This window comes from Methylobacterium platani (assembly GCF_001653715.1).
Taxonomy (GTDB): domain Bacteria; phylum Pseudomonadota; class Alphaproteobacteria; order Rhizobiales; family Beijerinckiaceae; genus Methylobacterium; species Methylobacterium platani.
Genome location: NZ_LWHQ01000047.1, coordinates 264,976 through 276,932, shown reverse-complemented (window position 1 = coordinate 276,932; position 11,957 = coordinate 264,976). Strand labels below are relative to the sequence as shown.

Below are 11,957 nucleotides of genomic sequence, written 5' to 3'. Positions count from 1 at the left end.
CAGAGGGGGGAGGGGGAAAGCGCGCGCTCCCTACAGCACCTTGTCGAGCGTCACCGGCAGCTTGCGCACCCGCTTGCCCGTGGCGTGCCAGATCGCGTTGACGATCGCCCCGGCGCTTCCCGTGACGCCGATCTCGCCCACTCCCTTGATGCCGAGCGGGTTGACGTGCGGGTCCTCCTCCTCGACCAGGATCGCCTCGAGCGAAGGCACGTCGGCATTCACCGGGACGTGGTACTCGGCGAGGTTGGCGTTCATCGGCCGGCCGGAGCGCGGGTCCATCACCGCCTGCTCGTGCAGGGCGAAGGAGACGCCCCAGATCATCCCGCCGTAATACTGGCTGCGCACCAGCCGCGGGTTGATGATCCGCCCGGCCGCGAAGGCGCCGACGAGGCGCGTCGCCCGGATCTGGCCGAGATCGGGATCGACCGTCACCTCGGCGAAGACCGCGCCGTGGGCGTGCATGGCGTAAGTCTCCCGCGCCGCGTCGGGCCCGGCCGCGCCCTTGCCCTCGACCGATTCGCGACCCGCCCGGGCCAGGATGTCGGTGAAGGCCTCCGACCGGCTCTCGTCGTCGCGCCGCGCGAGGCGGCCGCCGCGGGCGATCACCCCGGCATTGCCGGCGCCGTAGAGCGGCGAGCGGGAATCCTGCGTCGCCAACGCCGCCAGTTGCGCGATCGCGTCGGCCGCCGCCCCCTTGATCGCCGTGCCGGCGGTGGCGGTATGGGCCGAGCCGCCGGCGATGCCGCCGTTCGGCAGGTCCGAGGTGCCGATGCGGAAGTCGATCGCGTCGACGGCGAGGCCGAGTTCTTCCGCGGCGATCTGGGCGAGCGCGGTCCAGGCCCCCTGCCCCATGTCGATGGCGCCGATTCCGACCGACGCCTCGCCGCTCGCCTTCAGCACAGCCCGCGCCTCGGCCTGGAACATCAGCGCCGGGAAGGTGGCGGTCCCCACGCCCCAGCCGACCAGCAGCCCGTCGGCGTTGCGCATCTGCCCCGGGGCCAGGGGGCGCCTGCTCCAGCCGAACGCCTCAGCGCCTTGCGCGTAGCACGCGCGCAGGGCCTTCGAGGAGAACGGCTTGCCGGAGGCCGGCTCGGTCTCGGCGTAGTTGCGCAGGCGGAACTCCAGCGGGTCCATCCCGCAGGCCTCGGCCATCTCGTCGATGGCGCATTCCAGCGCCGCGCTGCCCGAGGCCTCGCCGGGCGCGCGCATGAAGAGCGGCGTGCCGGTATCGAGCCGCACCGCCCGGTGCCGGGTGGCGAGCGCCGGCGCGGCGTAGAGCGTGTGCGAGACGCCGCCGCTCGGCTCGATGAAGTCGTCGAAGGTGCTGGTCGCCGTGAGCGTCTCGTGGTCGAGGGCGGTCAGCCCACCATCCTCAGTGGCGCCGAGGCGCAGGGTCTGGCGGGTCGGGGCGCGATGGCCGACGGGGCCGAACATCTGCGGCCGGCTCATGACGAGCTTCACCGGCCGGCCGACGAGGCGGGCCGCCATGATGCCGAGCACCTGGGGACCGGCGATCATGCCCTTCGAGCCGAAGCCGCCGCCGAGGAACGGGCTGCGGATGTGGATGTCGGAGGGGGCGATGCCGAACAGGCCGGCGATCCGCCCCTGCGCCATGGCGAGCCCCTGCGAGGGCATGTCGAGGTCGAGCCGGTCGCCGTCCCAGGTCGCGACGACGGCGTGGGGCTCCATCGCGTTGTGGTACTGGGCCGGGGTCTCGTAAGTCGCCGCGATCGTCTTCGCCGCCGCGGCGAGGCCGGCGTCGACGTCGCCCTTCGCCATGTCGGCCGGATCGCCGACGCCGATCGCCGGCGGGGTGAAGGGCTCGGGCCCGTCGAGCCCGACCGCCGGAATCTCCTCCTCGTAGCGGGGGTTCAGGAGGGCGGCGCCCTCGGTCGCGGCCTCCAGGGTCTCGGCGATCACCACGGCGACCGGCTGGTTGGCGTAGCGGACGCGGTCGTCCTGCAGCAGGTCGAGCCGGAAGGTGAAGCCGTCGGTCTTCTCGTCCGGGTGGCGGGCGAGCGCCGGCCTGTTGCCCGGCGTCATCACCGCGACGACGCCGGGATGGCCTTCCGCCGCCGCGACGTCGAGGCGGGCGACCCGGCCGCGGGCGATGCGGCTCACCGCCATCACAGCGAAGAGCATCCCGGGCGGGTGGTGGTCGGCGGCGTAAGGCGCGGCGCCGGTCACCTTCAGGATCCCGTCCCGGCGGGTGAGCGGCTGGCCGATATTGGAGCCGTGGCGGATCGGGCGGGGAGCGGCATCAGACATGGGCGGCCTCCGGGGCGGGGGCGAAGGCGGAACCCGGCAGGGCCGGCAGGCGCTCCGGCGTGCCGGCCGCGGCGCGGGCGAGCGCCCGCACCACGAGGCGCCGGGCGAGCTCGATCTTGAAGGCGTTGTCGCCGGAGGGCTCGGCCCCGGCGAGCGCGGCGTCGGCCGCGTCCCGGAAGGCGGCGGCGTCGGGCGCGCGGCCGGCGAGCAGGCCTTCCGCCTCGCGGGCCCGCCAGGGCTTGAGCGCGACGCCGCCGAGGGCCAGCCGCGCCGCGGCGATGCGCCCGCCGTCGAGCCGCAGGGCCACGGCGGCCGAGACCACCGCGAAGGCGTAGGACGTGCGGTCGCGGACCTTGAGGTAGCGGCTGTGGCCGGCGAACCCCGACGCCTCCGGCGGCAGCACCAGGGCGGTGATCAGCTCGCCGGGCTCCAGCACCGTCTCGCGCTCCGGCGCGTCGCCGGGCAGGCGGTGGAAGGCCTCGAGCGGCACGGTGCGGGTGCCGGCGGGACCGGCGATCTCGACGCCCGCGTCGAGCGCCACCAGCGGCACGCAGAAATCCGACGGGTGGGTGGCGATGCAGGCCTCGCTCCAGCCGAGGATCGCGTGCAGCCGGGTCTCGCCGCCGCGCGCGTCGCAGCCGCTGCCGGGCTCGCGCTTGTTGCAGGCGCTGCCAGGGTCGGTGAAGTAGGGGCAGCGGGTGCGCTGCATCACGTTGCCGGCGGCCGTGGCGGCGTTGCGCAATTGCGCCGAGGCGCCGGAGAGGAGCGCTTCCGCCACCGCCGGATAGGCCCTGGCGAAGGCGGGATCGTGCGCGAGGTCGCTGTTGCGGACGAGCGCCCCGATGCGCAAGCCGCCGTCGTCCCGCCGCTCGATCCCCGCGAGGCCGGGCAGGCGGGTGATGTCGACGAGGCGGGTCGGGCGGGCGACGCCGCCCTTCATCAGGTCGAGGAGGTTGGTGCCGGCGGCGAGATAGGCGGCGCCGGGCTCGGCCGCCGCCGCGACCGCGCCGGCGACGTCGGTCGCGCGGACGTACTCGAACGGGATCATGCCGCCTCTCCCTGCCGGTTCGCGGGTTGCTGGCTCATGGCCTGCTGGGCCTCCAGCACCGCCTCGGTGATGCCGGCATAGGCGCCGCAGCGGCACAGGTTGCCGCTCATCGCCTCGCGCACCCGCTCGGGATCGGCGCCGGCCTGGGCCTCGCGGATCAGCCCGACCGCGCTCATGATCTGGCCCGGGGTGCAGAAGCCGCACTGGAACCCGTCATGGGCGATGAAGGCCTCCTGCACCGGGTGCAGGCGGTCGCCCTCGGCGAGCCCCTCGATGGTCAGGATCTCGGCCCCGTCGAGGCTGATGGCCAAGGCGAGGCAGGCATTGATCCGGCGCCCGTCGACCAGCACCGTGCAGGCGCCGCACTGGCCGCGGTCGCAGCCCTTCTTGGCGCCGGTGAGGTGCAGGCCCTCGCGCAGCAGGTCGAGCAGGGTCGTGCGCGGGTCCGGAAGCGGGATCGTGCGCTTCGTGCCGTTCACCGTCAGGACGATGTCGACGCTCATGCGGTGTGCTCCAGGCTAGATCGTGTCCAAACTAGCCCGGCCCGTCCGACCGCCCAGGTGCGGCGGCGTGCGGCAGCGCACATGTCGCAGCGAACCTTTTGCCGGCCCGCCTGTTGACGCTGCGAAACCGCCCAGCGGTCCCCCTCGACTGACAGGTACTACGATGAAGACTCGTCTCGCCCTCGCCGCGGCCCTGCTGACCGTCGCCGCCGCTCCCGCCTTCGCCCAGGGCGGCTCGCCCTACAACCGCTCCGGCTCGCAGGCCGGCGGCCCGCTGGCCGGCATGGAGCGCGCCTACGGCGCCCCGGGCGGCGCCCCGGCCGTCGACAGCACCGGCAGCGTCGTCGTCTACCCGCGCGATTCGCGCGGCATGATGGTCCGCGAAGTGCCCCCGGGCTACGCCCCGGCCGCCCCGTACGTCTACGGCCGCTGATCGAGCGAGGGCCCCGTTCCGCCCCGTTCGGGACCCTGCTCTCGCGAGCCGGCGAAGCCCGTCCCTGCGCAAGCGGGGGCGGGCTTCCGTTCATGGACCTCCCGCTTGCGGCATGACGGCTTGCCTCGCGTGCGAGCCCCTTGCCTCGCAGGCGAGCCCGGTGTGAACTCCCGCGGCCCCGCTTCCGCCGGATCCCGAGCCGCCCGCCGATGACCGCCCCTGCCCTCTCCGGACCGATCGTCCTCGCCCACGCCGCCTACCGCCTCGGCGACGCCTACGCGGCGAAGGGCGCCCCTCAGCCCTTCGTCGAGGTGCGCGACCTCCCGGCGCTGGAGGAGGCGGTCGCGGAGGCCGAGGTGCTGGTGGTCTCGGGGCTGTGGCGCCATTCCCTGCTGGAGCGGGCACCGCGCCTGCGCTTCATCCAGTCGGTCAGCGCCGGTACCGACCAGTTCCCGAAGGACGCGCTGCGCGAGCGCGGCATCCGGCTCGCCAGCGCGCAGGGCGGCAACGAGCGCGCGGTGGCCGAGCACGCGCTCGCGCTGATGCTCGGCCTCACCCGCCACCTGCCCGAGGCCCTGCGCAACCAGGCCGCCGCGACCTGGCGGCCGATGATCGCCGACCCGGCCCTGCGCGAGCGCGAGCTCGGCGGCCGGACGCTGCTGGTGGTCGGGCTCGGGCGCATCGGCACCCGCATCGCCCGCCTGGCCCGGGCCTTCGACATGCGGGTGATCGGCCTGCGCCGCCGGCCGCTCGAGCCCGGCGATCCGGTCGAGGCGATCTTCTCCCCCGACCGGCTGCACGAGGCCCTGGGGGAGGCCGACGTGGTGGCGCTGTCGTGCCCGCTGACGCCGCAGACCGAGGGGCTGATCGACGGGGCCGCGCTCGCGGCGATGCGCCCGGACGCGCTCCTGATCAACGTCGCCCGCGGCCGGGTGGTCGACCAGGATGCCCTGGCGCGGGCGCTCACGGAGGGCCGGATCGCCGGCGCCGGCCTCGACTGCTTTCACGACGAGCCGCTGCCGGCCGAGGCGCCGTTCTGGCGCATGCCGAACGTGATCGTCACGCCCCACAGCGCCGGGGAAACGGACCTCTACGAGGGCCGGGTGATCGACCTGCTGGTCGAGAATCTCGGCCGGTTGCGGCGGGGGGAGGAAGTGGTGAACCCGGTGGTGTGAGGGTTCGATCGAGGAGCATCCGCCTCTGCGTTACGTCGGCGCATTGACCCCGAGACAGCGGATCGTGCGCATCCCTCCTCGCCCCGCGGGCGGCAGGGCTGTCCGGGGAAAGAAATGGCGCGAGTTTTCCCCTCTCCCCAACGGATCCCGGGCTTGCCCGGGATCCGCGAGTGACGGACGAAGTCGGGCTTGCCCGACTTCGTTGCGGGGAGAGGGCTGCGTCTCCGTTCAGGAGACGCAGCAAGCGGAGGCGAAGCCGGAGCGAGGGTGAGGGGGTCTCGACGAGCGAGGCTCATCCGGAAACACCCCCTCACCCCCGCCCTTCGGGCTCCCTGAGCCCCTTCGGAGCTCAGGCCTCTCCCCGCCCGCGGGGAGAGGGGGAGTCCGCGCCTCTTTCCGGACACCGAACGGATCAGATCACGCCCGACAACCTCACCGGTCCAGCACCGCCCGGTCGTTCTTCGCCACGAGCGCCCGGAAATACGGGGTCAGGTCGCTCTCCGACAGGCCGAAGGCCTGGGCGAACTGCATGATGAGCTGCTGCTCGCCGGCTTCCGCCTCGCCGTCGGCCATGGCGCTGTCGATCATGTTGAGGATGATGCAGAGCCGCTGGTCCGGGCGCAGGCGCGGCGCCGCCTCGGCCAGGAACTGCGCCGGCTGGGTCGCGCGGACGTAGCGGACGGCGGAATCGAGGTGCTGGCGCGTCGTGTTGCGGCCGAGCACCGACATCAGGTGGCCGATCTCCTCCGGGTCGATCTCGCCGTCGGCGCCCATGCAGTAGATCAGCGAGACCGCGAGGCAGGTCCGCGGCGTCAGGTCGAGCGAGGTCTGCGACTTGAACAGGTTGAACATCGTCGGGGGCCCCTGGCCAATGCTTCGGCGGAATGCTGAAGTGATGCGTCCGCGGAGCCGTCGATTACCGCAACGCTGCGGCGGTGTCGATCACCCGCAGACCGGTCGAGCGCGAGTATTTTTCTTCCATGACGTCTTCACGTCGGCGGCCGCCGCTCCCATATAAGCGCTGCATTATTTTATATACGTTCCGGAACAGGATTTAATCCCCGATCTCTGCTTGAAAAAGACGGAGAGCCGCGAGGCGCCGCCCGGGACCGGCGCCGTTGCCCGCGACCGTTCCGGCACGGCCGTCGCGCCGCGCCCGTGCCGAGGACGCCAGCATAGCCCTCGGCGCGCCAGTGATTTTTCTCGACGATCGATGGGAACGAAGCGACATTTTCTCTCGCGTTGCGCCATCATAGCAAGTTCAACTCCAACTGTACGCTCATTTAAAATCTCATTTCATTGACTGATCTCGGCGCCGGCCGCATCGTAGCAGCATCGAGCACGGGGTCGCGACGCCCCGGCGGTGCACGCCCTCCTCCTCACCCCCGGATCGGATTCCCATGACGCGACTGCGCCTCGTCGGCTTCTCCGCCAACATCCAGCGGCCCTCGAAGACCCGCACCCTGGTCGAGGCGATCGCCGCCGAGGCCGCCGTGCGGCTGCCGGTCGAGGTGCGGATCTTCGACCTCGTCGATGCCGGCCCCGGCCTCGGGGCTGCGCTCACCCGCGACCAGCTCTCCCTGCCGGCCCGGCGCATCGTCGAGGCGGTGGAGGAGGCCGACGCGATCGTGGTCGGCACCCCCGTCTACAAGGGCGCCTATACGGGCCTGTTCAAGCACCTGTTCGACCTCGTCTCGCCCGAGTCCCTCGCCGGCAAGCCGGTGGCGCTGGCGGCCACCGGCGGCGGGGCGCGCCACGCGCTGGTGGTCGAGCACTCTTTACGCCCGCTCTTCGGCTTCTTCACCGCGCTCACGGTGCCGACGGCCGTCTACGCCTCGGACCCCGACTTTCGCGACGGCGGCCTCGATTCCGCGGCGATCCGCCAGCGGGTGACGGAGGCCGGCACCCAGCTCGCCGGCCTCGCCGGCGCCCGGGCGGCGGCGGCCGCTCCCCTCGCCCGCGTCGCCGGAGGCGCCCGGTGATCGACCGCCGCACGCTCCTTCGCCGCGGCGCTGGCCGGCGCCGCCCTGCCGGCCCGGGCCGCGGGCGGCGACACGCTCCGCATCGGCTACCAGAAGAACGGCATCCTGGTCGTCGCCAAGCAGCAGGGCGCGATCGAGGCGAAGCTGAAGCCGCTCGGCGTCGGCGTCGCCTGGGTCGAGTTCTCGTTCGGCCCGCCGCTCCTCGAGGCGATCAGCTTAGGGGCCATCGATCTCGGCCAGACCGGCGACGCGCCGCCGGTCTTCGCGCAAGCCGCGGGCGGCCCGATCGCCTACGTGGCGGCGCAGGAGGCCGCGGGCTCGGGCGCGGCGATCCTGGTGCCCAAGGACTCGCCCATCCGCACCCTGGCGGACCTCAAGGGCAAGCGCGTCGCCTTCGCCAAGGCCTCGAGCTCGCACAACCTCACCATCGCGGCCCTGGAGAAGGCGGGGCTGACCTACCGCGACATCGCGCCCGTCACCCTGGCGCCGGCCGACGCCGCGGCGGCCTTCGCCCGCGGCAGCGTCGATGCCTGGACGATCTGGGACCCCTATTTCGCCATCGCCGAGATGCAGCCGACGACCCGTGTGCTGGCGCTCGCCACCGACATCGCCAAGCCCAACAACTTCTTCCTCGCCCACAAGGCCGTCGCCGCCGAGCGCGGTCCGGTGCTCGACGCGGCGCTCGACGCGCTCGGGGGCGTGGCGCGCTGGTGCGAGGCCAACCGGGGCGAGGTGGCGGCGCTGCTCTCCAAGGGCACCGGCGTGCCGCTTGCCGCCACCCGCCGGGCGGTCGACCGCACCGACTACCTCATCGGCCCGATGACACCGAGCGCCATCGCCGAGCAGCAGCGCGTCGCCGACCGCTTCCACGCCCTCGGGCTGATCCCGCGCCCGATCCGGATCGCCGACGCGCTCCGCACGCCCGTGTCCCAGAACGGCTGACCCGCGATGCCCTCTCTCGCCCTCCCCTCCCCCACCGCCGCGGCGCAGCGCCTCGCCCCGTGGCTGCTGCCGGCCGCGATCCTCGTCGGCTGGCAGATCGCCGCCTCGGCCGGGCTGGTCTCGACCCGGCTGATGCCCGCCCCCCTCGACGTCGCCGCCGCCGGCTGGCGCCTGGCCGAGACCGGCGAGCTCTGGACCAATCTCGGCGTCAGCTTCCTGCGGGCGGCGGGCGGCTTCCTGATCGGCGGCGTCATCGGCTTTTCCCTCGGCCTCGCCAACGGGCTGTCGCGCCTCTCCGACCGGCTCACCGACACCACCGTGCAGATGATCCGCAACATCCCGCACCTGTCGCTGATCCCGCTGGTGATCCTGTGGTTCGGCATCGGCGAGGAGGCCAAGCTGTTCCTGGTGGCGCTCGGTGTGTTCTTCCCGATCTACGCCAACACCCTGCACGGCATCCGCTCGGTCGATCCGCAGCTCGTCGAGATGGGCCGGATCTACGGCATGTCGAAGCCCGAGCTGTTCTGGCGCGTGGTGCTGCCGGGCGCCCTGCCGTCGATCTTCGTGGGCCTGCGCTACGCGCTCGGCATCATGTGGCTGACGCTCATCGTCGCCGAGACGATCTCGGCCTCTTCGGGGCTCGGCTACATGGCGATGCAGGCGCGCGAGTTCATGCTGGTCGACGTCGTGGTGCTGGCGATCGTGATCTACGCGCTGCTCGGCAAGGTCGCCGACCTCGCGACCCGCCGGCTGGAACGCGCCTGCCTCGCCTGGAACCCGGCCTACCGCTCGGCCTGATCCTTCGCTCCCGCTTCCAGGACTTGTCATCATGATCGCCAGCACGCTCCGCCGGTTCGAGGGCTTCGCCCCCGCCACCCCCACCCGCCTGCGCCGCGAGGTCATCGACCGGGAGATCGCCCGCGACCGGACCGCCACCGGCCTCGGCATCACGCTGCGCGGCCTGTCGAAGTCGTTCGACGGCGGCCGGCCGGTGATCGACGGGCTCGACCTGCACGTCCCGGCCGGCCAGTTCGTCGCCGTGGTCGGGCGCTCGGGCTGCGGCAAGTCCACCCTGCTGCGGCTGATCCTCGGCCTCGAGACGCCGAGCGCCGGCCGGGTCGCGGTCGAGGGGGCCGAGGCCCCGCGCCGGATCATGTTCCAGGAGCCGCGGCTCCTGCCCTGGGCGCGGGTCCTCGACAACGTCGCGGTGGGCTTGAGCCGCGACGGCCCGGCGGCGCAGCGGCGCGAGCGCGCGGCGGCGGCGCTTCACGAGGTCGGCCTCGCCGAGAAGGCGGGGCAGTGGCCCTCCACCCTCTCGGGCGGCCAGCGCCAGCGCGTCGCGCTCGCCCGCGCCCTCGTCAGCCGCCCGGGTCTGCTCGCCCTCGACGAGCCCCTTGGGGCGCTGGATGCGCTCACCCGCATCGACATGCAGGCGATGATCGAGCGGATCTGGCGCGCGCAAGGCTTCACCGCCCTCCTCGTCACCCACGACGTCGCGGAGGCGGTGGCGCTGGCCGACCGCATCCTCGTCGTCGAGGCCGGCCGCATCGCGCTGGACGTCCCCGTCACGGTGCCCCGCCCGCGCCGGCGCGGCGACCCGGATCTGGCCGCCCTGGAGGGGCGCATCCTCGATCATCTGCTGGATGGGCGGATGTAACTCGCCCGACGAAACCGTCACTATCCGCGTCATACCGCATTCATCTGCACAATCACAGGATGAAAATCAGATAAAACATCATTCTGATCTGCAATCATACCAGTCAATCGCGGGATCCCCTCTCCAGGCGATGCCGGGCTTGCCCGGTATCGCTGCAAGGTGTGGGAGAGGGGTAGGGGTGAGGGTGGAGACGGTGCAGCAAGAAGGCTGAACTGTTCCGCTGCCAGAACGACGTTCAGCGCTTTATACGGAAACGTGTCACCCTCACCCCCTACCCCTCTCCCACACGGGAGAGGGGAGATGTGCTCTATCTTCATTCACGCAGATCAGGCGGAATTCATAAAATTTCATGAAGCCGGTGCCATCTCGTCTTGCTCCCCCGAGCAGACCGGCGCCCACCCCCTCACCGGAGTTTCCCCCATGACCGGCCAGACCGACGTCCTCTGGTTCCTGCCCACCCACGGCGACGGCCGCTACCTCGGCGCGCAGGACGGCGCCCGGGCCGTCACCCTGCCCTACCTGCGCCAGATCGCGCAGGCGGCGGACGAGCTCGGCTATTACGGCGTGCTGCTGCCGACCGGGCGCTCCTGCGAGGATTCCTGGGTCGTCGCCTCGGCGCTGGTGCCGCTGACGCAGCGCCTGCGCTTCCTGGTGGCGGTGCGGCCGGGCCTGCAGCTGCCCTCCACCGCCGCCCGCATGGCCGCGACCCTCGACCGGATCTCGGACGGGCGGCTGCTCATCAACGTGGTCACCGGCGGCGATCCGGTGGAGCTGCGCGGCGACGGCGTGTTCCTCGCCCATGACGAGCGCTACGCGGTGACCGACGAGTTCCTGCGGGTCTGGCGCGGCCTCCTCGCCGGCGAGACCGTGACCTACGAGGGCGAGCACCTGCGCCTGGAGGACGGCCGGCTGATCTTCCCGCCGGTGCAGAAACCCTATCCGCCGCTCTATTTCGGCGGCTCGTCGCCGGCCGGGATCGAGGTCGCGGCCGAGCATTGCGACGTCTACCTGACCTGGGGCGAGCCCCCGGCCGGCGTGGCGGAGAAGATCGCCCGGGCCCGCGAGGCGGCCGACAAGCGCGGAAAAACCTTCTCGTACGGCATCCGCCTCCACGTCATCGTGCGCGAGACCGAATCCGCGGCCTGGGAGGCGGCCGAGTCGCTGATCTCGCGCCTCGACGACGCCACCATCGCCAAGGCGCAGGCGACCCTGGCGCGCCAGGATTCCGTCGGCCAGAGCCGGATGATGCAGCTCCACGGCGGCCGGCGCGACAAGCTCGTGGTCTCGCCGAACCTCTGGGCCGGCGTCGGCCTGGTGCGGGGCGGCGCCGGCACCGCCCTCGTCGGCTCCCCCGACCAGGTCGCCGACCGGATGAAGGAGTACATCGATCTCGGCATCGACCGCTTCATCCTCTCCGGCTACCCGCACCTGGAGGAGGCCTACCGCTTCGCCGAGCTGGTCTTCCCCAAGCTCCCCTTGCGCAAAACCACCGGCACCGCGGCGACGGGTGCCCGCAACGACGGCCCGTTCGGCGAGGTGATCGCCAACGACATCGTGCCGGCGCGGGGGGTGTCGGCGCATTGAGAGAGTAGATTTTCCCTGAACTGCCCCGCCCCCTTTCCCGGACGACTGGAACGAAGTGGAAGGAGATCCGGGATCCAGCACGAAAAGCCGCGAAGCGTCTGCTTAATTGCAACGTTGCAAGAGGCGGAGCCGCTTCGCGGCACTCCTCCTCTGGATTCCGGATCTCCTTCCGCTATCGCTTCAGTCGTCCGGAAAAGGGATCGCGCGCGCCTCAGCCTCGATGGACCGGCCGTTGCGCGCGGCACGCATACGCAACGATTCTTCGACATGAGTATCGAGATTGCGGATCGTGAGTGTGGCCATGGCCGATTCGCGTAAGGGCAGTTTGGTCGTGTAGCGCAAGTGTCTGAGAATAGGCCGTGCCG

At 72.2% G+C, this 11,957-nt stretch carries 12 protein-coding genes; 7 read left to right on the top strand and 5 right to left on the bottom strand.

The features are described 5' to 3' along the window. Positions 1-30: 30 nt before the first annotated feature. From A5481_RS23900 to A5481_RS23890, 3 genes are read right to left on the bottom strand one after another with little or no spacing between them, the layout of a single operon-like run. Complete coding sequence (locus A5481_RS23900) at positions 31-2,268, bottom strand: xanthine dehydrogenase family protein molybdopterin-binding subunit (RefSeq protein WP_048434915.1); 2,238 nt, start codon at positions 2,266-2,268, stop codon at positions 31-33. After that, positions 2,261-3,316: an FAD binding domain-containing protein gene (locus tag A5481_RS23895; protein WP_048434916.1), complete on the bottom strand. Its 1,056-nt coding sequence runs from the start codon at positions 3,314-3,316 to the stop codon at positions 2,261-2,263. Before A5481_RS23895 ends, A5481_RS23900 begins: the two co-directional genes overlap by 8 nt. Beyond that, positions 3,313-3,819 carry a (2Fe-2S)-binding protein gene (locus tag A5481_RS23890; protein WP_048434917.1) on the bottom strand — a complete coding sequence of 169 codons (507 nt, stop codon included), beginning with the start codon at positions 3,817-3,819 and terminating at the stop codon, positions 3,313-3,315. Before A5481_RS23890 ends, A5481_RS23895 begins: the two co-directional genes overlap by 4 nt. A 163-nt stretch (positions 3,820-3,982) precedes the next feature. Here A5481_RS23890 and A5481_RS23885 point away from each other — a divergent pair, with 163 nt between their 5' ends. Together A5481_RS23885 and A5481_RS23880 are read left to right on the top strand one after the other, a co-directional pair. Then, complete coding sequence (locus tag A5481_RS23885; RefSeq protein ID WP_048434918.1) at positions 3,983-4,252, top strand: hypothetical protein; 270 nt, start codon at positions 3,983-3,985, stop codon at positions 4,250-4,252. Positions 4,253-4,461: 209 nt separating this feature from the next. Beyond that, the gene (locus tag A5481_RS23880) at positions 4,462-5,427 is read left to right on the top strand and encodes a D-2-hydroxyacid dehydrogenase (protein WP_048434919.1); all 966 of its coding nucleotides are present in this window, start codon (positions 4,462-4,464) and stop codon (positions 5,425-5,427) included. Between the two features lie 432 nt (positions 5,428-5,859). Here the strand turns inward: A5481_RS23880 and A5481_RS23875 are convergent, their stop codons facing one another. Next, positions 5,860-6,279 (bottom strand): tellurite resistance TerB family protein, encoded by a 420-nt coding sequence (locus A5481_RS23875; protein WP_048436730.1) that lies wholly within the window; start codon positions 6,277-6,279, stop codon positions 5,860-5,862. Positions 6,280-6,827: 548 nt separating this feature from the next. On the opposite strand from A5481_RS23875, the gene msuE reads away from it, so the two are divergent. From msuE to ssuD, 5 genes are all read left to right on the top strand, one after another. Continuing rightward, positions 6,828-7,409 carry an FMN reductase gene (gene msuE, locus A5481_RS23870; protein ID WP_048436729.1) on the top strand — a complete coding sequence of 194 codons (582 nt, stop codon included), beginning with the start codon at positions 6,828-6,830 and terminating at the stop codon, positions 7,407-7,409. A 30-nt stretch (positions 7,410-7,439) separates the two neighbouring features. Next, positions 7,440-8,351, top strand: coding sequence for an aliphatic sulfonate ABC transporter substrate-binding protein (locus A5481_RS23865; protein ID WP_048436728.1), 912 nt, complete (start codon positions 7,440-7,442; stop codon positions 8,349-8,351). A 6-nt stretch (positions 8,352-8,357) separates the two neighbouring features. Next, positions 8,358-9,149, top strand: coding sequence for an aliphatic sulfonate ABC transporter permease SsuC (ssuC, locus tag A5481_RS23860; RefSeq protein WP_048436727.1), 792 nt, complete (start codon positions 8,358-8,360; stop codon positions 9,147-9,149). Between the two features lie 31 nt (positions 9,150-9,180). Beyond that, the gene (locus tag A5481_RS23855; RefSeq protein WP_048436726.1) at positions 9,181-10,008 is read left to right on the top strand and encodes an ATP-binding cassette domain-containing protein; all 828 of its coding nucleotides are present in this window, start codon (positions 9,181-9,183) and stop codon (positions 10,006-10,008) included. 420 nt (positions 10,009-10,428) lie between these two features. Beyond that, positions 10,429-11,592, top strand: coding sequence for an FMNH2-dependent alkanesulfonate monooxygenase (gene ssuD / locus A5481_RS23850; protein ID WP_048436725.1), 1,164 nt, complete (start codon positions 10,429-10,431; stop codon positions 11,590-11,592). A 180-nt stretch (positions 11,593-11,772) separates the two neighbouring features. On the opposite strand, the gene A5481_RS35395 is transcribed toward ssuD, so the two are convergent. Continuing rightward, positions 11,773-11,895: a FitA-like ribbon-helix-helix domain-containing protein gene (locus A5481_RS35395; RefSeq protein WP_425350204.1), complete on the bottom strand. Its 123-nt coding sequence runs from the start codon at positions 11,893-11,895 to the stop codon at positions 11,773-11,775. Positions 11,896-11,957: the final 62 nt, after the last annotated feature.

Coding starts and splice junctions, on each gene's coding strand:
- A5481_RS35395 (WP_425350204.1), bottom strand. CDS start 11,895: ATGGCCACACTCACGATCCGCAATCTCGATACTCATGTCGAAGAATCG.
- A5481_RS23895 (WP_048434916.1), bottom strand. CDS start 3,316: ATGATCCCGTTCGAGTACGTCCGCGCGACCGACGTCGCCGGCGCGGTC.
- A5481_RS23885 (WP_048434918.1), top strand. CDS start 3,983: ATGAAGACTCGTCTCGCCCTCGCCGCGGCCCTGCTGACCGTCGCCGCC.
- msuE (WP_048436729.1), top strand. CDS start 6,828: ATGACGCGACTGCGCCTCGTCGGCTTCTCCGCCAACATCCAGCGGCCC.
- A5481_RS23900 (WP_048434915.1), bottom strand. CDS start 2,268: ATGTCTGATGCCGCTCCCCGCCCGATCCGCCACGGCTCCAATATCGGC.
- ssuC (WP_048436727.1), top strand. CDS start 8,358: ATGCCCTCTCTCGCCCTCCCCTCCCCCACCGCCGCGGCGCAGCGCCTC.
- A5481_RS23875 (WP_048436730.1), bottom strand. CDS start 6,279: ATGTTCAACCTGTTCAAGTCGCAGACCTCGCTCGACCTGACGCCGCGG.
- A5481_RS23855 (WP_048436726.1), top strand. CDS start 9,181: ATGATCGCCAGCACGCTCCGCCGGTTCGAGGGCTTCGCCCCCGCCACC.
- A5481_RS23880 (WP_048434919.1), top strand. CDS start 4,462: ATGACCGCCCCTGCCCTCTCCGGACCGATCGTCCTCGCCCACGCCGCC.
- ssuD (WP_048436725.1), top strand. CDS start 10,429: ATGACCGGCCAGACCGACGTCCTCTGGTTCCTGCCCACCCACGGCGAC.
- A5481_RS23890 (WP_048434917.1), bottom strand. CDS start 3,819: ATGAGCGTCGACATCGTCCTGACGGTGAACGGCACGAAGCGCACGATC.